Annotated in this window: 18 protein-coding genes and 1 tRNA gene; 12 read left to right on the forward strand and 7 right to left on the reverse strand. The window is 61.8% G+C overall.

Annotated features, from left to right (window positions below; all coding sequences use genetic code 11):
* Positions 1 to 100 precede the first annotated feature (100 nt).
* Genes LHFGNBLO_RS05250 through LHFGNBLO_RS05275 form a run of 6 tightly spaced genes read left to right on the forward strand, consistent with a single transcriptional unit; the run spans position 101 to position 8704 of the window.
* Positions 101 to 1978: an extracellular solute-binding protein gene (locus tag LHFGNBLO_RS05250; RefSeq protein WP_258604944.1), complete on the forward strand. Its 1878-nt coding sequence runs from the start codon at positions 101 to 103 to the stop codon at positions 1976 to 1978.
* A complete protein-coding gene (locus LHFGNBLO_RS05255; RefSeq protein ID WP_258604945.1) occupies positions 1978 to 3846 on the forward strand; it encodes an extracellular solute-binding protein in 1869 nt (622 codons plus the stop codon). Before LHFGNBLO_RS05250 ends, LHFGNBLO_RS05255 begins: the two co-directional genes overlap by 1 nt.
* Before the next feature lie 30 nt (positions 3847 to 3876).
* Positions 3877 to 4971 (forward strand): microcin C ABC transporter permease YejB, encoded by a 1095-nt coding sequence (locus LHFGNBLO_RS05260; RefSeq protein WP_258604946.1) that lies wholly within the window; start codon positions 3877 to 3879, stop codon positions 4969 to 4971.
* Entirely contained in the window at positions 4971 to 6110 is a 1140-nt protein-coding gene (locus tag LHFGNBLO_RS05265) for an ABC transporter permease (protein ID WP_258604947.1), read from the forward strand. Before LHFGNBLO_RS05260 ends, LHFGNBLO_RS05265 begins: the two co-directional genes overlap by 1 nt.
* Complete coding sequence (locus LHFGNBLO_RS05270; protein ID WP_258604948.1) at positions 6107 to 7735, forward strand: ABC transporter ATP-binding protein; 1629 nt, start codon at positions 6107 to 6109, stop codon at positions 7733 to 7735. The genes LHFGNBLO_RS05265 and LHFGNBLO_RS05270 overlap by 4 nt, the downstream gene beginning before the upstream one ends.
* 27 nt (positions 7736 to 7762) lie before the next feature.
* Positions 7763 to 8704: a 2-hydroxyacid dehydrogenase gene (locus tag LHFGNBLO_RS05275; RefSeq protein ID WP_258604949.1), complete on the forward strand. Its 942-nt coding sequence runs from the start codon at positions 7763 to 7765 to the stop codon at positions 8702 to 8704.
* A 14-nt stretch (positions 8705 to 8718) separates the two neighbouring features.
* Here LHFGNBLO_RS05275 and LHFGNBLO_RS05280 read toward each other — a convergent pair whose 3' ends face one another.
* Together LHFGNBLO_RS05280 and LHFGNBLO_RS05285 are read right to left on the reverse strand one after the other, a co-directional pair.
* Positions 8719 to 9078: a hypothetical protein gene (locus tag LHFGNBLO_RS05280; RefSeq protein ID WP_258604951.1), complete on the reverse strand. Its 360-nt coding sequence runs from the start codon at positions 9076 to 9078 to the stop codon at positions 8719 to 8721.
* A 121-nt stretch (positions 9079 to 9199) separates the two neighbouring features.
* Complete coding sequence (locus LHFGNBLO_RS05285) at positions 9200 to 10135, reverse strand: methyltransferase domain-containing protein (RefSeq protein ID WP_258604953.1); 936 nt, start codon at positions 10133 to 10135, stop codon at positions 9200 to 9202.
* A gap of 107 nt (positions 10136 to 10242) precedes the next feature.
* Here LHFGNBLO_RS05285 and LHFGNBLO_RS05290 point away from each other — a divergent pair, with 107 nt between their 5' ends.
* Both LHFGNBLO_RS05290 and LHFGNBLO_RS05295 read left to right on the forward strand, forming a co-directional pair.
* Entirely contained in the window at positions 10243 to 11250 is a 1008-nt protein-coding gene (locus LHFGNBLO_RS05290; protein WP_258604954.1) for a ligase-associated DNA damage response exonuclease, read from the forward strand.
* Positions 11251 to 11485: 235 nt separating this feature from the next.
* Positions 11486 to 13084 carry a cisplatin damage response ATP-dependent DNA ligase gene (locus LHFGNBLO_RS05295; protein WP_258604955.1) on the forward strand — a complete coding sequence of 533 codons (1599 nt, stop codon included), beginning with the start codon at positions 11486 to 11488 and terminating at the stop codon, positions 13082 to 13084.
* Positions 13085 to 13116: 32 nt separating this feature from the next.
* Here LHFGNBLO_RS05295 and LHFGNBLO_RS05300 read toward each other — a convergent pair whose 3' ends face one another.
* On the reverse strand, positions 13117 to 14295 hold the full coding sequence (locus LHFGNBLO_RS05300; RefSeq protein ID WP_258604956.1) for a hypothetical protein: 1179 nt from the start codon (positions 14293 to 14295) through the stop codon (positions 13117 to 13119).
* A gap of 331 nt (positions 14296 to 14626) precedes the next feature.
* Between LHFGNBLO_RS05300 and LHFGNBLO_RS05305 the strand changes: the two genes are divergently transcribed.
* The 3 genes from LHFGNBLO_RS05305 (at position 14627) to LHFGNBLO_RS05315 (ending at position 15892) form a co-directional block, all read left to right on the forward strand.
* Positions 14627 to 14702: transfer RNA gene (locus tag LHFGNBLO_RS05305), tRNA-Thr, on the forward strand.
* A gap of 252 nt (positions 14703 to 14954) precedes the next feature.
* Positions 14955 to 15287, forward strand: coding sequence for a winged helix-turn-helix domain-containing protein (locus tag LHFGNBLO_RS05310; protein WP_258604957.1), 333 nt, complete (start codon positions 14955 to 14957; stop codon positions 15285 to 15287).
* Between the two features lie 140 nt (positions 15288 to 15427).
* Positions 15428 to 15892 carry a hypothetical protein gene (locus LHFGNBLO_RS05315; protein ID WP_258604959.1) on the forward strand — a complete coding sequence of 155 codons (465 nt, stop codon included), beginning with the start codon at positions 15428 to 15430 and terminating at the stop codon, positions 15890 to 15892.
* 12 nt (positions 15893 to 15904) lie between these two features.
* Here the strand turns inward: LHFGNBLO_RS05315 and LHFGNBLO_RS05320 are convergent, their stop codons facing one another.
* Positions 15905 to 16471, reverse strand: coding sequence for a hypothetical protein (locus tag LHFGNBLO_RS05320; RefSeq protein ID WP_258604960.1), 567 nt, complete (start codon positions 16469 to 16471; stop codon positions 15905 to 15907).
* Positions 16472 to 16818: 347 nt separating this feature from the next.
* Between LHFGNBLO_RS05320 and LHFGNBLO_RS05325 the strand changes: the two genes are divergently transcribed.
* Positions 16819 to 17124, forward strand: coding sequence for a hypothetical protein (locus LHFGNBLO_RS05325; protein ID WP_258604961.1), 306 nt, complete (start codon positions 16819 to 16821; stop codon positions 17122 to 17124).
* 170 nt (positions 17125 to 17294) lie between these two features.
* Here LHFGNBLO_RS05325 and LHFGNBLO_RS05330 read toward each other — a convergent pair whose 3' ends face one another.
* From LHFGNBLO_RS05330 to LHFGNBLO_RS05340, 3 genes are all read right to left on the reverse strand, one after another.
* Positions 17295 to 17588, reverse strand: a complete 294-nt coding sequence (locus LHFGNBLO_RS05330; protein ID WP_258604962.1) for a GYD domain-containing protein — start codon at positions 17586 to 17588, stop codon at positions 17295 to 17297.
* 167 nt (positions 17589 to 17755) lie between these two features.
* A complete protein-coding gene (locus LHFGNBLO_RS05335; RefSeq protein ID WP_258604963.1) occupies positions 17756 to 19315 on the reverse strand; it encodes an indolepyruvate oxidoreductase subunit beta family protein in 1560 nt (519 codons plus the stop codon).
* Positions 19308 to 21461, reverse strand: coding sequence for an indolepyruvate ferredoxin oxidoreductase subunit alpha (locus tag LHFGNBLO_RS05340; RefSeq protein ID WP_258604964.1), 2154 nt, complete (start codon positions 21459 to 21461; stop codon positions 19308 to 19310). The genes LHFGNBLO_RS05335 and LHFGNBLO_RS05340 overlap by 8 nt, the downstream gene beginning before the upstream one ends.
* Between the last annotated feature and the right edge of the window lie 41 nt (positions 21462 to 21502).

The raw sequence follows: 21502 nt of genomic DNA on the forward strand, positions 1-21502 counted from the left end.
GAAAGATGCATATGCGGCGACAAAGCCGGTCTGCCGCGGTTTTCACCGCCGTCAAATGATCTAGATTGTCCGCTGACATGGATCGCAAAGAGGAAAGCGCATGACGGTTGGCCGAACGATTCTTAGGTCGGTGCTGGTTGCGGCCGCTCTTGCCAGCGGCCTGCAGGCGGCCTGCGCGGACGAATGGCGCACCACCTCTTCGCTGATCGGCAAGTCCAAATACGGCGACAATTTCCAGCACTACGACTATGTCAATCCGGACGCACCCAAGGGCGGCACGCTGAATTCGGTGGTGCTCGGCACGTTCGACAGCTTCAACCCCTATATCGTGCAGGGATCGCCGGCCTCGGGTCTGCTCCCGTTCACCGGCGGCCTGCTCTATGACACGCTGATGGAGCAGGCGACCGACGAGGGCAGCACCAGCCATCCGCTGATCGCCGACGCCTATAAATATCCGGCAGACTATTCCTCGGCGACCTACCGCCTCGATCCGCGCGCCAAATGGCATGACGGCCAGCCGATCACCACCGACGACGTCATCTGGTCTTTCCAGGTGCTGAAGGCCAACAGTCCGCAATACAGCCGCTACTTCGAAAACGTCACCGATGCGGTTGCGGTGTCCGACCGCGAGGTCGAGTTTCATTTCAACCAGAAGGGCAACCGCGAACTGCCACAAATTCTCGGCGACCTCGTCGTGCTGCCGAAGCACTGGTGGGAAGGAACCGACGCCAACGGCAAAAAGCGCGACGTCACCAGGCCGACGCTGGAGCCGCCGCTCGGCTCCGCCGCCTACAAGATCGCCAGCTTCAAACCGGGTTCGGAAATCATCTGGCAACGCGTGCCCGACTATTGGGCCGCCAAGCTGCCGGTGAAGATCGGCCGGGAGAATTTCGACACCCAGCGCTTTACCTATATTCTGGACGACAATGCCGCCTGGCAAGCTTTCACCAAGGGCGGACTTGACGATATCAAACCGGAAAACAGTTCGAAGCGTTGGAAGACATTCTATGATTTCCCGGCGATCCGGGCCGGCGACGTCATCAAAAAGGAATTCAAGACCACCTCGCCGGAGCCGATGCAGGCCTTCATGCTGAACCAGAGGCGCCCGCAATTCCAGGATCGGCTGGTACGCGCCGCGCTGACCTACCCGTTCGACTTCGAGACGATGAACCGCACGCTGTTCTATGGTTTCAACACCCGCACCAGCAGCTATTTCCAGGGCACGGAACTCGCTTCAAGCGGCCTGCCGCAAGGCAAGGAGCTGGAAATCCTGGAAAAGTATCGCGACAAGCTGCCACCCGAGCTGTTCACCCAGGAATTCAAGCTGCCGGTCTATGATTCACCGCAGGCGGAACGGAAGTATCTGAAGCAGGCCGTCGACCTCTTCGCCCAGGCCGGCTGGGTGATCAAGGGGGGCAAGATGGTGAACGCCAAAACGGGTGAGCCGTTCAGATTCGAAATCCTCGGCTGGAACGATACCGACCAGGTCATAGCCAGTCCCTATATCGCCAATCTCCGCAAGCTCGGCGTCGATGCCACGCTGCGCATCATCGACCAGACCCAATATGTCAACCGCGTCAACAACTTCGACTACGACGTGATTATCGGGCAGCTCGGCCAGTCGGAATCGCCGGGGAATGAGCAGCGCGATTTCTGGAGTTCCAATGCGGCCGACAGGCCGGGCTCGCGCAACTACGCCGGTATCAAGAATCCGGTCGTGGATGCCTTGGTCGACCGCATCATCTTTGCTACCGACCGCGACGATCTGGTTGCCGCCACCCATGCGCTCGACCGTGTGCTGCTGTGGAACTATTACGTGGTGCCTCAATACTACCGGGCGGTGGTCTGGCTGGCCTATTGGAACAAGTTCGCCATGCCCGCCAAGCAGCCGAGCTACAGGGGCGCCGATCTCGATTCCTGGTGGATCGATCCGGACAAGGAAAAAGCGCTGGCGGCAAAATACAAGGGCAGCAATTGATGCCGGCGCTGCCCCGCCGTGATTTCCTGGCCTTGGGCGGCGCGGCGGCAGCCGCCGCGCTGCTGCCGGGCCGAGCCTTCGCCGACATTCCGACCGGCGTGAAACTGCATGGACTGTCAGCTTTCGGCGACCTCAAATACAAGCCGGATTTCACCCACTTCGACTATGTCAATCCGGACGCCCCCAAGGGCGGCCAGATGAATTTCGCACCACCGAACTCGACCTTGAATCAGAGCTTCCTGACTTTCAACACGTTGAATTCCCTGGTGTTGAAGGGGGATTCGCCGCCGCGCACCGAACTCTGTTTCGATTCGCTGATGACAAGCGCCCTCGATGAGCCGGATGCGGTCTATGGCCTGCTTGCAGAGTCCGTTACCTTATCGCAAGACCGCAACGGCTTCAGCTTCAGCCTGCGACCGCAAGCGCGCTTCCACGACGGCTCGCCACTGACCGCAGACGACGTTGCCTTCGCATTGAAGCTTTACAAAGATTTGGGCCATCCAAACCTTTCCAAGGCGTTGCGGCATATGACGGAAGCGGTTGCAGTCGATCCCGTCACCCTCAACCTCACCTTCAATGGCGAACAGTCGGCGCAGAACATCCTTTCGGTCGTCGCAATGCCGATCGTGTCCAAAGCCTTTTATGCCGTCAATGAGTTCGATGCCTCGACGATGAAACCGCCGCTCGGCTCGGGACCGTACAAGGTGGGACGCGTGGTCGCCGGGCAGACTGTCGAATATGATCGCGTCACCGACTATTGGGGCCACGATCTCGCCGTGAACCGTGGCATGAACAATTTCGACCGCATCCGCATCGATTTCTACCTCGATCGCCAGGCAGCGTTTGAAGCCTTCAAGAAAGGCGACACGCATTTCCGCGAGGAGTTTACCTCGCGAGTATGGGCGACCGGTTATGACTTTCCGGCGTTGAAGGACGGCAAGGTCGTCAAGCGGGAATTTCCCGGCGAGAAATCGCCTTCCATGCAGGCTGTCGCGCTGAACCAGCGTCGTCCACAATTCAGGGATGTCCGCGTCAGACGGGCGATTGCCAATTGTTTCGATTTCGAATGGATCAAACGGGTTCTGTTCTTCGGCTCTTACGAACGTTCGCAATCGAATTTCGAACGGTCGGACTACAAGGCCGAAGGACTGCCCTCGCCCGGGGAGCTAGCGCTGCTGGAGCCGTTTCGAGCCGAATTGCCGCCAGAGGTCTTCGGCGAACCGGTGATGCAGCCTGCTTCGGACGGGTCGGGGCATGATCGCAAGCTGCTGGGTGCGGCTTCCCGACTGCTTGCCGACGCCGGCTGGAAGCGAGCGGGCAATTTCGTCGTCAACGACAAGGGCGAGCGGCTGCAGGTGGAAATGCTTGCCGAGGACGATGGTCTCGTTCGCATTTTCACACCTTGGGCCGAGAACATGAAGGCGATCGGGATCGACGCCTCTATCCGGCAGGTGGATTCGACGCAGTATGAACGGCGGCAGAGCGATTTCGACTTCGACTTCAACATGCTCGCATGGTCGATCGGGGCGACGCCCACTTCCGACGGCCTTGAGATACTTTACGACTCCCGGATGGCGAAAACGCCGGGGCAACGCAACTATCCCGGCACCGAAAGCCCAGCCATCGACGCGTTGATCGTGGCGGCAGGCAAGGCAACCAGTCGAAACGAACTCGTCACGGCGCTCCGAGCGCTCGACCGGGTCTTGCGCGCACGGCTCGATTGGATTCCTAGTTGGTATTTGGCGAATCACCGCGTCGCCTATTGGGACATGTTCGGCTTTCCCGAGCAGAAACCCGATTTCGGCTTTCCGGTCGAAGCGCTGTGGTGGTTCGACAAGGGCAAGGCGGCAAAAATTGGCAAAGGCTGAGATTTTCGCCCAACGAGGGCAGAGAGCCTGATGGGCGCCTATATACTGCGCCGCATCCTGTTGATGATCCCGACCCTGTTCGGCATCATGGCGGTGTCCTTCGCCGTCATCCAATTCGCCCCCGGCGGGCCGGTCGAGCAGGTCATTGCCAAGCTGACCAACCAGGGCGGCAGCGATCGTCTCGGCGGCGGCGGAGGCGATGCTGGCGGCGGCAATTTCGATGCAGCCGGAGACGTCAGTTCGAAATACCGCGGCGCGCAAGGGCTCGATCCCGAATTCATCAAAAAGCTGGAGAAGCAGTTCGGCTTCGACAAGCCGCCGCTCGAGCGCTTCGGCCTGATGCTGTGGAACTATGCCCGTTTCGATTTCGGCGATAGCTATTTCCGCGACATTTCGGTGCTCGACCTGATCCTGGAAAAGATGCCGGTATCGATCTCGATCGGGCTGTGGATCACGCTGCTGTCCTATTTGATTTCGATCCCGCTCGGCATCCGCAAGGCGGTCAAGGACGGCACGCCGTTCGATATCTGGACGAGCGGCGTGGTCATCGTCGGCTACGCCATTCCAGGCTTCCTGTTCGGCATATTGCTGATGATCCTGTTTGCCGGCGGATCGTTCTACGACTGGTTTCCGCTGCGCGGGATCACCTCCGACAACTGGGAGCAGCTGTCCTGGCCGGCGCGGATCCTCGACTATTTCTGGCACATGACCTTGCCACTGACGGCGCTGGTGCTGTCGGCCTTCGCCACCACCACGCTTTTGACCAAGAATTCGTTCCTCGAGGAAATCCGCAAGCAATATGTGGTGACCGCGCGCGCCAAGGGCCTGTCGGAACGGCAGGTGCTTTATGGCCACGTCTTCCGCAACGCCATGCTGATCGTCATCGCCGGCTTCCCCGGCGCCTTCATCTCGGCCTTCTTCACCGGTTCGCTGCTGATCGAAAATATCTTCTCCCTCGATGGCCTCGGCCTGCTCGGCTTCAGGTCGGTGATCGAGCGCGACTATCCGGTGGTATTCGCCAATCTCTACATCTTTTCGCTGCTTGGCCTGTTTGTCGGGCTGCTGTCCGACCTGATCTACACCTGGGTCGACCCGCGCATCGACTTCGAGCGGAGAGACATCTGATGGCGCAGGCCGCCGCCGAAACGACGCCAGATCGGATCGCCCGGCCCTGGCTGTCGCCGCTCAACCACCGGCGCCTGCAGAATTTCAAGGCCAACCGGCGCGGCTACTGGTCTTTGTGGATCTTCCTCGTCCTGTTCGTGCTGTCGCTGGTTTCCGAATTGATCGCCAACGACAGGCCGATCGTCGTCTCCTACAAGGGCGAGATCCTGTTTCCGGTGCTGGTCGCCTACCCGGAAGAAAAGTTCGGCGGTTTCTATGCAGTCACCGACTATCGCGACCCGGTCATCCAGGACGAGATCAATGCCAATGGCTGGATGATCTGGCCGCCGGTGCGCTACTCCTACCAGACCGTCAACAATGCCATTCCCGAAGCTGCCCCAACCAAGCCCTCCTGGCTCTATGACGCCAAGACACGCTGCAACCAGTATCCGAAAGGTGCCGACGACCCCAATTGCGTCGTCGGCAACTGGAACTGGCTGGGCACCGACGACCAGGCCCGCGACGTGCTGGCTCGCGTCATCTACGGCTTCAGAATCTCGGTTCTGTTCGGACTGATCCTGACGCTGGGCTCGGCGCTGATCGGCGTGGCGGCCGGGGCGGTGCAAGGCTATTTCGGCGGCTGGACCGACCTTCTGTTCCAGCGCTTCATCGAGATCTGGTCGGCGATCCCGGTGCTCTATCTTCTGCTGATCGTCGCCGCCATCCTGCCGCCGGGTTTCTTCATCCTGCTCGGACTGATGCTGTTATTCTCCTGGGTGGCGCTGGTCGGCGTGGTGCGGGCCGAGTTCCTGCGCGCCCGAAACTTCGAATATGTCAACGCGGCGCGAGCGCTGGGTGTGCCCAACCTTACCATCATGTTCCGGCATCTCCTGCCCAACGCCATGGTGGCGACACTGACCTTCCTGCCCTTCCTGCTCAGCGGCTCGATCTCGACACTGACCTCGCTCGACTATCTCGGCTTCGGCCTGCCGCCCGGTGCGGCCTCGCTCGGCGAGTTGCTGAAGCAGGCCCAGCGCAACCTCAACGCGCCTTGGCTCGGCATTTCGGGCTTCGTCGTCATCTCCCTGATGCTGTCGCTGCTGGTCTTCGTCGGCGAAGCGACCCGCGATGCCTTCGATCCGCGCAAGACGTTCAGATGAGCGAGATCCTCCTCTCCGTCCGCGACCTCAGTGTCGCCTTCGCGCAAGGCGGCAGCCAGTCGATGGCCGTCGACCACATTTCCTTCGACCTCGCCAAGGGCGAGACGGTGGCGCTGGTCGGCGAATCCGGCTCCGGCAAATCGGTCTCGGCCCTGTCGGTGTTGAAGCTCCTGCCCTATCCGACGGCCAGCCATCCGTCGGGAAAGATTCTATTCCAGGGCGCCGACCTGCTGGCCATGAACGAGAAGCAATTGCGCAGAGTGCGTGGCAACAAGGTCACCATGATCTTCCAGGAGCCGATGACCTCGCTCAATCCGCTGCACACGATCGAGCAGCAGATCGTCGAAATCCTGAAGCTGCACCAGGGCCTCGGCGACCGCCAAGCCAAGGCGCGTACGCTGGAATTGCTCAACGAAGTCGGCATCCGCGAGCCGCAGAAACGGCTCGACGCTTATCCGCATCAGCTTTCCGGCGGCCAGCGGCAACGCGTCATGATCGCCATGGCACTGGCCAACGAGCCGGAACTGCTGATTGCCGACGAACCGACGACGGCGCTCGACGTCACCGTGCAGGCGCAGATCCTCGAACTGCTCGCTGGGCTGAAGAGCCGCAAGGGCATGTCGATGCTGTTCATCACCCACGATCTCGGCATCGTCAGGAAGATCGCCGACCGGGTCTGCGTGATGACCAAAGGCAAGATCGTCGAGACCGGGCCGACCAAGGAGATCTTCGCCAATCCGCAGCACCCCTATACGCGGCATCTGCTGGCCGCCGAGCCCAAGGGCAAGCCGCCCGCCGCCAACGATGCCGCCAAACCGGTGATGACGGGCCATGACATAAAGGTCTGGTTCCCGATCAAGAGGGGATTTTTCCGGCGCACGGTCGACAATGTGAAAGCGGTCGACGGCATCGACGTCACCGTGCGCGCCGGCCAGACGCTCGGCGTCGTCGGCGAATCCGGCTCGGGCAAGACGACGCTCGGCCTGGCGCTGGCCAGGATGATCTCGTCGACCGGAAGCATCCAATTCAACGGACGCGACATCAACCAGCTGACCTTCAACGCCATGCGGCCGCTGCGGCGCGAACTGCAGATCGTCTTCCAGGATCCGTTCGGGTCGCTCAGCCCGCGCATGTCGGTGTCGGAGATCATCGAGGAAGGGTTGAAGATCCACGAGCCGAAGCTGTCGCCCGACCAGCGCGACAAGCGGGTCGTCGATGTGCTCGGCGAAGTCGGCCTCGATGCCGCTACGCGCAATCGCTACCCGCACGAGTTCTCCGGCGGCCAGCGGCAGCGCGTCGCCATCGCGCGCGCCATGGTGCTCAATCCGCGCTTCGTCATGCTGGACGAGCCGACCTCGGCGCTCGACATGAGCGTGCAGGCGCAAGTGGTCGACCTGTTGCGCAGCCTGCAGGCAAAGCACGATCTTGCCTATCTGTTCATCAGTCACGATCTGAAAGTCATCCGCGCACTTGCCAACGACGTCATCGTCATGCGCAATGGCAGGATCGTCGAAGCCGGCCCGTCCGAACAGATTTTCGAGCGGCCGCAGACCGACTATACCAAGGCGCTGATCTCGGCCGCCTTCAGGATCGAGACGGCGCCGGTCGGCATCGTCAGCGAGTAGCCTGCTTAGAGGGAACAAAGAACCGCAATGGAAAAAGGCCGCATCCTGCTTGCCCTGACCGGCATTCATCCGCAGCGCTGGCGCGAATTGCTGTCGGCGGAGCGCGAGGTGGTGCTCGAGCCGGACGGCGCCAGCGATCCGTCGATCACCTATGCAGTGGTGTGGAAGCAGAAGCCGAACCTTTTGTCGTCGCTGCCCAATCTGCGCGCCATCTTCTCGATCGGCGCCGGCGTCGACCACATCTTCGCCGACCCCGGCCTGCCCAAGGTGCCGATCGTGAAGGTGGTCGCCGACAACCTCACCCAGTACATGACCGAATATGTCGTCTGGCGGGTGCTCGATCATCACCGCCAGGGCATGCTCTACCGGTCGCAGCAGCCGAAGAAGATCTGGCACGAGCCGCCGCAACGGCCGGCCGGCGACATCTCGGTCGGCATCATGGGGCTCGGCAATCTTGGCCGCGCGGCGGCGTCGGTGCTGTTGTCGCTCGGCTTTCCGGTCAATGGCTGGTCGCGCAGCGACCGGTCGATGAAAGGTGTTTCGACCTATTCGGGAGAGGCCGGGCTGATCCCGTTCCTCAACGCCACAGACATTCTGGTGGTGCTTCTGCCGCTCACACCCGACACACAAGGCATCATCAATCATGGCGTGCTGAAGGAGCTGAGGAAGCGCAACGGCCTTGGCGGCTCGGTGCTGATCAATGCCGGGCGCGGCCGCCTGCAGAAGGATGCCGACATCTTGCGCGCGCTGGACGACGGCACGCTGAAGGAAGCGAGCCTCGACGTGTTCGAGGTCGAGCCGCTGCCGAAGACCAGTCCGCTATGGGGCCATCCAAAGGTTTTCGTGACGCCGCATGCGGCGGCAACCTCCGACCCCGTCCATCTGGTGCCGAGCATGCTTCGGCAGATGGCCGCCTTCGAGCGCGGCGAGAAGCTGGACAATCTGGTGGACCGCGACGCGGGGTACTGACGCAAAGAGACGGTTTAGCTCGGCAGAGCGAACTTGGTCTTCTTGGCCGGTTTGCCGCATTCGCGGCGGACAATCGACCGGTTCATGGCGTCGATCCGGCCGCTTGCCTGATCGATATCGCGCTGGGTCTTGGAGCGGACATCCGGCGTGAACGGACCAAAACCCATCGCCGGATTGGAGAAGGTCGGCTTGGCGTCGACCGAAAGCTTGTATTGCTGCGCCAGTCCGTTTCTTTGCGCCAGCAATTGATCGCAAGGGACGGTGTCGTACTGCAGCGAGGACTCGACATTCGCGTCCTGCCGTTCGGCCATCGATGAGCCCATGCAGCCAGTAATCGCCAGGCAAGATGCCAAGATCGTCATGTTCCAGCGCATGGGGACGTGCTCCGTGTCGATGCCCTGCCTTAGCGAAACGAGATCATGGCATGCGAATCGGGCTTTTCGCAGCTTCAACGCGATTGATGCAGGCGTGAGTGGAAAAATCCTATTCACATTTTCAAACATTGAAGGCATCGGAAGGCAAAGTCGCCACCACCACCAACCCCTCGACCGGTTCACGGCGGTCCTGCCGGATGGTCTTCGTCTCCATCGATAGGACCGAAAACCCGTTGGCGGCCAGAACCCGCCGCACATAGGCTTGCGAATGCGCGTAGCGGCGCGATGGCAGCAGCGCGAAATCGTCGAATGCATCTTCATTCGCCAGCTTCTCGACGGAAAATGCGAACAGGCCGTCGCCGGACAGCATCCCGGCAATCGTCTCCACCACGGCGTCCAGCGCGCCGACATAGATGAACACATCGGCCACTGTCACCAGCTCGGCCTTCCGGTCAGCATAGGCAAAATCCCGCAGGTCCGCCTTGCCGAGCAGATCGTAGACGCCTTTGGCCCGCGCCTGCTTCAACATGCTGGCCGAGATATCGTAGCCTTCCAGCCGATCGACGATCGGCCGCAGCCTTTGCCCCATCAGCCCGGTGCCACAGCCGAGATCGAGCACCAGCCCGAAGCGGCCCGGCCGTGCCGTTCGAATGGCCTGATCGAGAAATTCAGGCAAGCGGTAGCCGAGATTGTCGACCAGCGATTCATCGAAGCTCTTGGCATAGTGGTCGAACAGCGTCTCGACGAAGGCGCTGGGGAGTGCTGCGGTTTTCGGCGCCTTGCCCATCAATTGCAGGTTGAGCGCCGCACCCTGGCGATCCGCCGGATCCAGCTTCAACGACATTGCCCAAGCCTGCGCCGCCAGATTCGGCGCGCCCGCCGCCTGCTGCATCTCGCCGAGGCGGTACCAGCCCATCGTCCATTGCGGCGCCAGTTCCAGCGCGCCGAGCAGCAATTCCGCTGCTGCCGCGTGATCGCCGGACGCGTGAAGCATCTCGGCATAGTCGGCGCGACGATCGGCGTTCAGGTCGCCGGACGAGGCTTGAAGCGGTTTCATGGCGATGGGTCCCGCCGGCAACCGAAGCCGGCGTGTGCGTGTATGCTGGAGTCAGCAGTGACTTACAACAGGCTTCCCGCGCCGGAATTAGCGCCTATCTTGGAGCCATGCGCGCCAGTGACCTGCTTCATCCCCGGCCCGAAGGCCTTTATTGCCCGCCCGGCGATTTCTTCATCGACCCGGTGCGGCCGGTCAACCGCGCTCTGATCACGCATGGCCATTCCGATCATGCGCGCTCCGGCCACCGCTCGGTGCTGGCGACCCAACAGACGCTCGATATTATGGGGCTGCGATACGGCGAGGGCTTTGCCGAGACTATGCAAGCGGCAGCGCTGGGCGAAGCGATGGCTCTGAACGGCGTCACCGTCACCTTTCATCCGGCCGGCCATGTGCTGGGCTCGGCGCAGATCGCGGTCGAACATCAGGGCACCCGCATTGTCGCGTCCGGCGACTACAAGCGCCAGAAGGACGCCACTTGCGAACCGTTCCAACCCATCAAGTGCGACGTCTTCATCACCGAGGCGACCTTCGGCCTGCCGGTGTTCCGCCACCCGCCCGATACCGAAGAGATCGCCCGGCTGCTGAAATCGACGGCGCAGTTCCCCGAACGCTCGCATCTGGTCGGCGCCTATGCGCTGGGCAAGGCACAGCGGGTGATGCGGCTGCTGCGCGATGCCGGCTATGACAGCCCGATCTATATCCACGGTGCGCTGGCCAGGCTCAGCGACTACTACCAGAGCCAAGGCATTGACCTCGGGACGCTGGAGCCGGCAACCGTGGAGGGCGGCAAGGAGGATTTCACCGGCGCCATCGTCATTGGCCCGCCATCGGCCTTCGCCGACCGCTGGGCGCGCCGCTTTCCCGATCCGATCTCCTGCTTTGCGTCTGGCTGGATGCGCATCCGCCAGCGCGCCAAACAAGGCGGCGTCGAACTGCCGCTGATCATATCCGACCATTCCGACTGGGACGAGCTGACCGCCACGATCAAGGAGACGGGCGCGGGCGAAATCTGGGTCACACACGGCCGCGAGGAAGCGCTGGTGCGCTGGTGCGAGCTGGAGGGCATCGCCGCCCGGCCACTGCACCTCGTCGGCTATGAGGACGAGGGCGATTGAGCGTGACTGAGCTAATCCTCGATGTCGCGCTCTACGGCGCCCCCCTCTGTCCTGCCGGATATCTCCCCCTCAAGGGGGGAGATCGGATGTCGCACCGGCCTTCGCCAATCGCCGACGTTGCAGGATGGGCGGCAAGCGCGAAACTGCCAATCTCCCCCCTTGAGGGGGAGATGTCCGGCAGGACAGAGGGGGGCGCCACAGAACGCGACGCCTGCCTGTTGGCCCGACCCTCGCCATGAACCGCTTCGCCGAGCTTCTCGACCGCCTGGTGCTGACGCCGTCGCGCAATGGCAAGCTGACGCTGCTGACCGACTATTTTCGCAGCGTCGAGGATCCGGACCGCGGCCTGGCGCTGGCCGCCATCACCGGCGATCTCTCGATCGCGGCGGTCAAGCCGGCGATGCTGCGCACGCTGGTCACCGAGCGCATGGACCCGGTGCTGTTCGGCTATTCCTACGACTATGTCGGCGACCTGGCGGAAACCGTCTCGCTGGTCTGGCCGCAATCGCCGGTGGATATGCCGAACCGGGCGCCGACGCTCGCCGATGTCGTTGAAAAGCTGCAGGCGGCGAGCCGCTCCGATGGACCGAAGGTGCTGGCCAGACTGCTCGACAGCGCCAGCATCTCGGCGCGCTTTGCCATCATAAAACTGGTCACCGGCGGCTTGCGCATCGGCGTCTCGGCGCGGCTGGCCAAACAGGCGCTGGCCGAATTCGGCAAGGTCGACGTCGCCGAGATAGAGGAACTGTGGCACGGGCTGACGCCGCCCTATGCCGGGCTGTTCGCCTGGCTGGAGGGCAAGGCTGAGAAACCGCAGAGGACGGCGCTGGCGCTGTTCCGGCCGGTCATGCTGTCGAACCCGGTCGGCGACGGCGATCTCGATAAGCTCGATCCGGCCGACTATGCGGCCGAGTGGAAATGGGACGGCATCCGCGTCCAGGCAACTTGCGAAGGCGGCGTTCGCCGGCTCTATTCGCGCACCGGCGACGATGTTTCCGGTGCCTTTCCCGACCTCGCCGAAGCGATGCATTTCTCCGCCGTCCTCGACGGCGAGCTTCTGGTCGGCGAGCCCACGGCGACGGGCACGTTTTCGGACCTGCAGCAGCGGCTGAACCGTAAGAGCGTGACACCGAAGATGCAGCAGCAGTACCCGGCGTTCATGCGCTGCTACGATCTGCTGCAGATCGGCGACGAGGATTTGCGCGCCCTGTCGTTTCGCGAGCGGCGTGGACGTCTCGAAGCCTTCGTCAGGACGCTCGACCCAAGCCGCTTCGACCTTTCGCCGTTGGTCGACTTCGCCGACTGGCCGGCGCTGGAAGAATTGCGCCGGGCGCCGCCGCACCCGATCATCGAAGGCGTCATGCTGAAGCGCTGGGATTCGCCCTACCTCGCCGGCCGGCCGAAAGGCCCGTGGTTCAAATGGAAGCGCGATCCGCACACGGTCGACGCGGTGCTGATGTATGCCCAGCGCGGCCACGGCAAGCGTTCGAGTTTCTACTCAGACTATACGTTCGGCGTCTGGTCGGGACCGGAAGGATCCGAGGAACTGGTGCCGGTCGGCAAGGCCTATTTCGGCTTCACCGACGAGGAACTGAAGCAGATCGACAAATATGTCCGCGACAACACGGTCGAGCGCTTCGGCCCGGTCCGCTCGGTACGGGCCGACCGCAAGAACGGGCTGGTGCTGGAGGTGGCGTTCGAAGGGCTCAACCGCTCGACGCGCCACAAATCCGGCGTCGCCATGCGCTTCCCGCGCATTTCGCGGCTGCGCTGGGACAAGCCGACCGCCGAAGCCGACCGCATCGAGACGCTGCAGGCACTTCTCGATCGCTAGACCGTAATCCCGAACCGGTCCTAAGCTCGGAGCTACGGCGCGATCGAGACGCGGATCTCGTAGATGTCGACCGCCTTGCCCTGCTTGTCGAAGTCGGAATTGATGGCGATGGTGCCGGCGGCACCCGGCTTCTTGTCCGGAAACTGCACGTCGAACAGATATTCGTTCTGCTGCTGGCCGACCGCGTAGCGCTTGCGGCCGCAATCGCCGAGGTCGCCGAAATTGCAATCGATCGAGATCTGGGTCTCCTTGCCCTCTTCGGAGCGGGCGACGATATCGAACACGGCATGCTTGCCGGCGAGTTTTTCCAGCACGCCTTGCCCGACATCGAAGCTGACGGCCGAGCCGGAGGCGCCGGAGCGGATGCGCAGGTAGGAACCAGTGTCGTCCTGCATGACATCGGCCTTGGCGTCCGACGGCGTGCTGACATGCGTCGGGTCCGTCGGCGAAAACACATTGATCCAGTCGCGTGCCTGTTCCGCATCCGCTGGTTTTTGCGGCGCGGCCTGATCGGCCGGCGGCGTGAAATCGTCATCGTCGACCGTCGGTGGCGCCTCGGGCGGGGCCGTGTCGAGTTGGGCCGGTGTCTTGAAAACGCCGGTCTGCACGGCGAAATAGAGGCCGATGCCGACCGCGGCAAGCAGCGTGACGCCGAGGAAAATCGCGGTAAGGGGTAGCCGGGGGCCCCTTACCCGCCTTTCGTCGCGGTCGGGCGCCACCTCTGCTGCGGCTTCCGTCGGAGCGGAGGTGAACATGTCGATCTCCGGCGCGCCGGAAAGAACCTCGTCGGGCATGATATCGGGGACGACCGGCAAAACACGCGATTGCGGCGCGTCGGATGCCGAGGGCTGCACCGGCGCGTCAACAACGATTGCCGGTGACGGCGCGGGTTCGACGGCTTCGGCGACTTCGACGGCTTCGACCGTGCCTTCGGCGTTCGTCGGAAGTTCCACCGCAGGCGCTGTCGCCGCACTTTCCGCCTGCGAGGTGACATCGGGAACCGCCGGCAGGAATTCGGATTCGATCTCGGTGATCTTGGCCTGCACCGACTTGCGGCGCTTGATAGCAGCTTCCACCGTCACGCCGGGATTGGCCTGGAGGACGCGGTCAAGCGCGGCGAAGGCCGATCGATAGACCTTCTCGCGAAACGCCCGGTCCTCGGCATTGCCCTTTTCGAAGGCGTTGCGGATCGCTTTTTCGATCGCGTCCAAGCGAATTCCCTCTACACGTTCGCTCACATTGCCATGATCGTTAGCCGCAGGCGACCAATCAATCAACGGGCGAGCGGCCGCATTCTGTCTTTCAGACGCGTCCAAAGCCAATTTCGGGGGTTTTCGGCAAAGAAATCAACATATTTTGCCAATTTTCCCGCTGCGATCACGAGCGATGGGGCCAGCCACCGCCGCGCAGCCAGACTGCGAACCGGTGGCGCTGCCATTCGAACCCTGCACGGAACGCCGACAGGAATTGCCAAGTCCTGTCTTGAATTCGCGGCCGGTTGACGCTATCACCCAGCGCATCTTGGAGGCCTTGGCTTCCTGGGCCGCTTTAGCTCAGTTGGTAGAGCACATCATTCGTAATGATGGGGTCAGGTGTTCGAGTCACCTAAGCGGCACCAAAAATTCCCAATGTTTAGAATCGTTTGCGCTGCGTTCACCCGCAGAACCTTATTTGGGTTTGGCATCCAAATAAGGAAAGTCGCCCGGCGCTTGACTCCATATAGCATCGGAGGTTCACTGGCGACCAGTTCTCCAGCCACCTCAAGCTGGCGCACCCATGCACGGGTGCACTTGGATAAGCGCGGACCTGCATGCGGTTCGTCGCGGAAGCGCCCTTCGTTCCAGAGAGGCGCAGCAAGGAGAACGACAACATGACACTTGATCCGAAATATCATGCGAACCCGAACGAGCCGCTGGCCGATGACATCGGCAATATCCGCGTCTTTCCTACCCCCGTTCCGGTCAGGAAGATGTCGAAGACGGAACAGATCTACGATTTGTTGCGGAAGGGGCCGTTTGGAGTGGCAAACCTCGCCTACGCGTTCGGCTGTAGCCAAGCAGCTATCAAGGCGATAGTCCAGGACATCAGACGGAAGGGCGGCTTCGTCCTAAGTGCTCGCAGTGGCAAGCATCAGTACTACGCCATCGCCTCCGGCCCTCGTACGTACGCCAAGCTACTACGGGACCGCAGACAACATCGCTAGGTCGGCCAAAGCCGCCGCCTACAGCCCTTGAGCCGTGCGCGCCGCCCCAAGTGTCCGGGCGGCGCGCTTTGCTGGGGCGGGAGCGACGTTTGTTGATGCCCTAGCTGCTGATATGCTGATCGCCTTTTGGGGGGAGAATCATGCTTGCTTGGCTCAAAAAGTTCTTCTCGGGACACCGCTTAAGCTTTATGCAGCTGCCCGAGGAGCAACGGCAGGGTGCGCTTGATGCAGAGTTAAAGGATGTTTTCAATCAATCGAAAATGTTCTCGGACTTTCTGGCGATGATTTTAAGATTGTCATTCTCGTTTTTGGCATTTGTATATTTCATCAGCAAAGCTTTCTTATCAACAGAACTCAGCCACACTATAGTATTCGCGATATGCACCTGCTTTAGTATGGCGGCGTCAAGCGTAATGGCGTTCTACATTATGAAAATTGTTACACTCTGGGCATCTGATATGTTTATACATCTTCAGGGTCTCATTCTGCGAACTGCAGCCGTCGTGCTCGTGGCGGCGGGAACCATCGTGCTTATTATCGGTATAATTTCACTCATTGGCGATATTGCACAGAGTAGTTCGATCCTGGCTCACGCCGCTCCCTGACCTGCCCTTTCGCTATGGGAAGTAGGTATCCCAGGGCAGCTCAAACGCGGCTGTGTAGGTGTTCTCTGGACGAGAATATTTGTCCTCTAAGGTTAGTATCACCCACTCCAACGCTCGCTCAGACAAAATCAATCGATCCTCGCTGAATGCCTTGTGATCGTCAGCCTCAAAGTCGTTCTTCTCATTCTGGATGTGCATCCGATTTCGGATGCGTCGCAGTTGGTCGAGGTCGTCGTAGAAGGTCGATCCGGCTGTTCCAAACAGATCATGCTTTTTTGAACTGGCAATGAGCGTTTCAAGTTTATCGATCTGCTTTCGGCGGATGTAGTCAATGACTACCATGGGCAGTCCAGCAACACCCTCTCGCGTGTTCCACTTTATGCGTTTGTGAAAGTCGTACAGCAATGCCTCGATCATTGAGACATTGAAGACAATGAGGGGCTTCTGCAAAAATCGCCTCCGGCCTTCGTCCCCGTCGTCGCGGTGTTTGCGCAATATCTTCATGATCGAAATGTTGAATGTAATGTTCTTGTGCAGCTTGAAATCAGACATGAAGCTGCTGCTGAGCTTTGTGACCACGCTTGCGCTCCCTTGCGTCAATGCATCGTGCCAAGTGCCACAACGGCAGCGAGGTAAGATAGAGCGATCATGATGTAGGCGATCTGGAGAGATGTCATCTTGGAGCGAATCCTTGGTTGAAGATGACCCCCCTTATATACCTCTGATCGGTGATTTCTGCCCCCAACATATAGTGTTAACGCCAAATCGACATCGATACCCACAATTCACAGGCAAAGGAAAACCTGTGGACGAATCGCCGTTGACACGTGCTGCGAAGCAGACAACTACCAGTCGCTCTACCACATAGGAATGATGTCCTAAGCCTGTTTTCGTCCATCAAGGACGTCAGACAGGAGAACATTCACATGCGTAAGAGCAAGATTGAAGTCAAAGCCGGGACCCCCGTCGCCCTTCGGCAGACCAAGAAATCCCAGGTGTTGGAAATGCTGAATGGCGGTGGCGTCAGCGTCGTAGCAATTGCCGACGCACTTTCGATCAGCAAGCAGGCCGCCTATTCGCTAATCGGCGACGTGAAGCGGAGCGGTGTCGTTATCAGCGGTGCCGTGAAAGACGGTGCGATGCACTACAGCGTCGTCCAGAAAAAGAAAGCCAAGGCCAAGACGCTTGCCTTTGGCAAGGGTGCGAGCGTCAGTGACGCCCCCTCCCATTGATGCCAGCAAAGGGAGCGGATCGGCTATCGCGCCACACCGCTCCCTTTTCGCCGTCCACCAGTTGCATAGCGAGCCTGTGAGTGCTGCTTCGCGCAGGCGCCTGATCCAGCCTGCCGCCGTTCGGCTCAGCGGCCGGCTTCAGTCGCCTGCGCAGGGCAGCACAGTGGCGCTCAGGCCATCTTTGCCAGGATCTTGGCCATATCTGCCGTGTCGAACGCCCTCAATGTCTGGGTTCTGATGTTACCCAGCGATGCGATTGACAAGCCCAGGGCGGTCGCAGCAATCTCGTCGTCGGCTTCTGCAATCGCCACGACGTCATACTGACCAAGCGTCCACAACAGCGTGTGAACCTTGACGCCGCTCTTGCTGGCCATCGCCTTGAAAGCCTCGGCACGTTTCTGCGTGTCCTTGATGCTCTTGATACCTTGATCTGTGAAATTCGACAGCAATACGAAGTAAGCCATTGGTTCCTCCCACAATGGGGAGCGTACGGGCGCTCACGGCGCGTCCGCCGTCTCCCAGAATTACGATAGCACGAGCCGGGCGCGCGAACCACAAGCGGCAAGGAAGGCACGCGCGGCTGCGGCAACAGTTATTTCACCGATCAGTTGCAGGAAGCGGGATCCGTTCGCTACAGCGACGCCACGGTCTTCAGCGCGCCATCGAGCATGTCACCCTTCTCGTCCTTGAGTGCTGCTTCGCGCAGGCGCCTGATCCAGTCGGCGGCATCAGGGCGGCCCTTGACCAGATCCAGCGCCGACAGCACCCGGTCGAATTTCGACTGGGCGCGGACATGGGTGTCGCTGTAGCCCTTGATCAGCCGGCGACAATTGAGGATCTCCGTGCCAAGCGCATAGTCTTCCCGAGCATGGCCGAGCGCCAGCGCATACCAGCGTTCCAGATGCGCCGTCTCGATCGCGTGGCGCAGCAGGCGACGGCGCCAGCGGCGCAAGCCGCCGATGAACCACAAAGCGGCAAAGCCGGCGAAACTGTCGGTGCGGATGCGCCGGCCGTGGTTGATGCGGCGGTCGAGGAAGGCGGCAAGCTTCGGACGCGCCTCGATGTAGCTGCCCAGGCCGGCCGGCAGCGTGCCGCAGAATTCCTCGATGCGCGGATGGAAATATTCGGTCACCTGCAGGATCGACCCCTCCTTGAGGCCAACCTCGCGGCGCACGCGCTTGTCTCTGGTCGAGCGCGTCTTCAGATCGGCAACGCGGATCATGTCGTCGTAGCACATGGCGTTGGCCAGATGCTTGGCGGCGGCGATCGACAGCGCATAGGCATGTCCGGCACTATCCTGCGCGACCGCCCGATCCAGACGGTCGAGATACTCGCCGCCATAGGCAATGTCCTGATAGTCGACGACCTTCCTCAGGCCGCGCAGCGCCATGTCGCGCAGCGGCTCCGGCAGCTCGCCGACACGACCCGCCAGTTCCTGCCAGCCTTTCAGCAGGCTTTCCGGACCGCTGACCTTCCCCGCCGCATCTAGGCTAGGCTTAACAACCGTAGGCTCCGCAACCTGTGGCGCAGCCGCGCCGGTGCCGCGCGCGCGGTCGAAGGAAGCGCCGAAGGCAGCAAGGCTTGCCTTCACGCCCCGGCCGCCGGCGCCAATCGCCTGCTCATAGCTTTCGCGGGTGAACGGCAGCGCGTCGGACCCGGCCAGCGCGCCGAGCAGACTGGCCGAGATCATCGAACCGTTGTCGGCGGCGATCTTCTCCATGTCGAAGGCGATGAAGCGCTTGGCCGCGGTCTCCGCCGTTGCGTGCACCTTCGGCGACGAGGCCCGGCCATCACCGGGTTCGATCTTTTCCGACACGGCGGCGATGCGGTGCGACGAGGCGATCAACGTTGTGCGCTCGGGTGTGACGAAGCCGCGGATGATGGCCCGGCCGGCTTCCATCAATTCGGCCGCGATCAAAATGTCGACATCGCCTTGTGACGGCGACAGCGCAAACACCGGCAAGCGGCCGGTGTCGCGGCACATTTCGACATAGTAGATGGTGGCGCCGGTGCGCTGGGCGACGCCGGCAACCGAGGTCGACTGCGCCAGATAGCCGTTGCGCTCGGCGACGTCGGTGATCCAGTCGGCCAGCACGCCGCCGCCCTGCCCGCCCACCGCCAGCACGGCAAGCTTGATGACGCGCTCATCGTGCTGGACGTCTGCTCTTGGGTGCAAATGAGGCTCAAGCATCGGCGAATGTCAGGCGCCGGCTTTCGCGGCGCCGCTGCAGCAGGCCGATCGTGGCGCGGCGCGCCATTTCGAGGAAGCGGTCCCGGCGGCCGGGATTGTGCACCACGTCGGCGCGGTAGAAGGACGGGCACAGCACCGCCGCATCGGCGACCTCGCCGCAATTGCCGCAGCCGACGCAGCTCTGGTCGATATGCGCGACCGGATCGTCGCGCAGCGGATCGTCCAGCGACTTCACCGATAGCGACGGGCAGCCGGAGAGCCGCATACAGGCGTGGTCGCCGGTGCAGATGTCCTCGTCGACGCCGAATTTCGGCTTGACGACACGCGTCCCACCCTTGATCGCCTTGTCGACCAGCGGCTTTTCGCGACGCTGCCGGTTGAGCATGCATTCGGACGAGGCGACGATGACTTTTGGTCCTTTCTCGTCCGTCGTCAGCGCCTCGCGCAGCGTGTCCTGCATCTTGGTCACATCATAGGTGCGGTCGATATGGCGCAGCCATTTGACGCCCATGCCTTTCACCGCCTCGGTGATCGGATGCTTGGTCGATTTCGTCTTGTTGCCCGCGCGCGACGACAAGATGTCCTGGCCGCCGGTGGCGGCGGAGTAAAAATTGTCGACGATGACGATGACACCGTCATTCTTGTTGAACACGGCATTGCCGATCGAGGAGGTCAGGCCGTTGTGCCAGAAGCCGCCGTCGCCGACGAAGGAGATCGAGCGGCGCTTGGCGTCGGGCGAATTGAACGCCGAGGCCGAGGCCGGCCCCAGCCCGTACCCCATGGTGGTGGCGCCGAGCTCGAAAGGCGGCATGATCGAGAACAGATGGCAGCCGATGTCGGAGGCGATGTGGTGCTTGCCGAGCTCCTGTTCGACCAGCTTGGTGGCGGCAAAGATCGGCCGTTCCGGACAGCCAACGCAGAAGCCGGGCGGGCGCCCCGGCACGACGTTGATCAGGTCGGCAATGTCGACACCGTCGCCGATCTTGTTTGGCGCACGCACCTCGCCCGACAGCAGATGCGGTGCGGTGGCGCGCAGGAAGGCGCCGATGCCGTCGAGCATGACCTGGCCGGTGTATTCGCCGGCCATCGGCAGATACTCCTTGCCGACGAGTTTCGTGCCGCGCTCGGCCTTATGCAGCATCGAGGCGAACGCCTGCTCGATGTAATTGGGCTGGCCCTCCTCGACGACGAGTACGGATCCCTTGCCCTCGCAGAAGGACAGGAACTCGTCGTCGACCAGGGGATAGACGACATTCAAGACATAGAGCGGCACGTCGGTACCGCCAAAGGTGTCGGCGAGGCCGAGGCGCTGCAGCGCGCGGATGACCGAATTGTACATGCCGCCCTGCATGACGATGCCGACCGAGCCGTGGTCCGGTCCGAAGATCTCGTTGATCTTGTTTTTGCGGATGAAATCGACCGCCGCCGGCCAGCGTTTCTGCACCTTTTCCTTCTCGTGCAGGAAGGAGGCGGGCGGCAGGACGATGCGGCCGGTATCGCGGCGTGGCGCGTCGAGCGCGTCGGCCACCGTCATCGCCGGCCGCTTGTTGTCCTTGGCGATGAAATGGCCGTGGACGTGGCAGCAGCGGATGCGGACCTGCAGCATGACCGGCGTGTTGGAAACCTCGGAAAGTTCGAAGCCATCCTCCACCGCCTTGACGATCGATGGCAGGTTCGGCCGCGGATCGAGCAGCCAGACCTGGCTTTTCATGGCGAAGGCATGGCTGCGCTCCTGCATGATCGAGGAACCCTCGCCATAGTCCTCGCCGACAATGATCAGTGCGCCGCCGGTGACGCCGCCGGAAGCGAGATTGGCCAGCGCATCGGAGGCGACATTGGTGCCGACGGTCGACTTGAATGTAGCGGCACCGCGGATCGGATAATGCACGGATGCCGCCAGCATGGCGGTGGCGGTCGCTTCCGAGGCGCTGGCCTCGAAATGCACGCCGAGTTCGCCCAGAATATCCTGCGCGTCGGCCAGCACGTCCATGAGATGGCTGATCGGCGCGCCCTGATAGCCGCCGACATAGCCGACGCCGCATTGCAGCAGCGCCTTGGTGATGGCGAGGATTCCTTCGCCCGCGAACTCCTCGCCGGCGCCGAGCCTAAGCTTCTCGACTTCCTTGGCAAAAGACCGTTCGGCCATTTTTTACTCCTTCCGTTACCGCCGGGCGTTGGCGGCGCGTA

The organism is Mesorhizobium sp. AR10 (genome assembly GCF_024746795.1).
Classification (GTDB): domain Bacteria; phylum Pseudomonadota; class Alphaproteobacteria; order Rhizobiales; family Rhizobiaceae; genus Mesorhizobium.

What these genes read in the sequence shown, in the direction of transcription:
- LHFGNBLO_RS05250 (WP_258604944.1), top strand. Translation starts at nt 101, where the DNA reads ATGACGGTTGGCCGAACGATTCTTAGGTCGGTGCTGGTTGCGGCCGCT.
- LHFGNBLO_RS05255 (WP_258604945.1), top strand. Translation starts at nt 1,978, where the DNA reads ATGCCGGCGCTGCCCCGCCGTGATTTCCTGGCCTTGGGCGGCGCGGCG.
- LHFGNBLO_RS05260 (WP_258604946.1), top strand. Translation starts at nt 3,877, where the DNA reads ATGGGCGCCTATATACTGCGCCGCATCCTGTTGATGATCCCGACCCTG.
- LHFGNBLO_RS05265 (WP_258604947.1), top strand. Translation starts at nt 4,971, where the DNA reads ATGGCGCAGGCCGCCGCCGAAACGACGCCAGATCGGATCGCCCGGCCC.
- LHFGNBLO_RS05270 (WP_258604948.1), top strand. Translation starts at nt 6,107, where the DNA reads ATGAGCGAGATCCTCCTCTCCGTCCGCGACCTCAGTGTCGCCTTCGCG.
- LHFGNBLO_RS05275 (WP_258604949.1), top strand. Translation starts at nt 7,763, where the DNA reads ATGGAAAAAGGCCGCATCCTGCTTGCCCTGACCGGCATTCATCCGCAG.
- LHFGNBLO_RS05280 (WP_258604951.1), bottom strand. Translation starts at nt 9,078, where the DNA reads ATGCGCTGGAACATGACGATCTTGGCATCTTGCCTGGCGATTACTGGC.
- LHFGNBLO_RS05285 (WP_258604953.1), bottom strand. Translation starts at nt 10,135, where the DNA reads ATGAAACCGCTTCAAGCCTCGTCCGGCGACCTGAACGCCGATCGTCGC.
- LHFGNBLO_RS05290 (WP_258604954.1), top strand. Translation starts at nt 10,243, where the DNA reads ATGCGCGCCAGTGACCTGCTTCATCCCCGGCCCGAAGGCCTTTATTGC.
- LHFGNBLO_RS05295 (WP_258604955.1), top strand. Translation starts at nt 11,486, where the DNA reads ATGAACCGCTTCGCCGAGCTTCTCGACCGCCTGGTGCTGACGCCGTCG.
- LHFGNBLO_RS05310 (WP_258604957.1), top strand. Translation starts at nt 14,955, where the DNA reads ATGACACTTGATCCGAAATATCATGCGAACCCGAACGAGCCGCTGGCC.
- LHFGNBLO_RS05315 (WP_258604959.1), top strand. Translation starts at nt 15,428, where the DNA reads ATGCTTGCTTGGCTCAAAAAGTTCTTCTCGGGACACCGCTTAAGCTTT.
- LHFGNBLO_RS05325 (WP_258604961.1), top strand. Translation starts at nt 16,819, where the DNA reads ATGCGTAAGAGCAAGATTGAAGTCAAAGCCGGGACCCCCGTCGCCCTT.
- LHFGNBLO_RS05330 (WP_258604962.1), bottom strand. Translation starts at nt 17,588, where the DNA reads ATGGCTTACTTCGTATTGCTGTCGAATTTCACAGATCAAGGTATCAAG.
- LHFGNBLO_RS05335 (WP_258604963.1), bottom strand. Translation starts at nt 19,315, where the DNA reads ATGCTTGAGCCTCATTTGCACCCAAGAGCAGACGTCCAGCACGATGAG.
- LHFGNBLO_RS05340 (WP_258604964.1), bottom strand. Translation starts at nt 21,461, where the DNA reads ATGGCCGAACGGTCTTTTGCCAAGGAAGTCGAGAAGCTTAGGCTCGGC.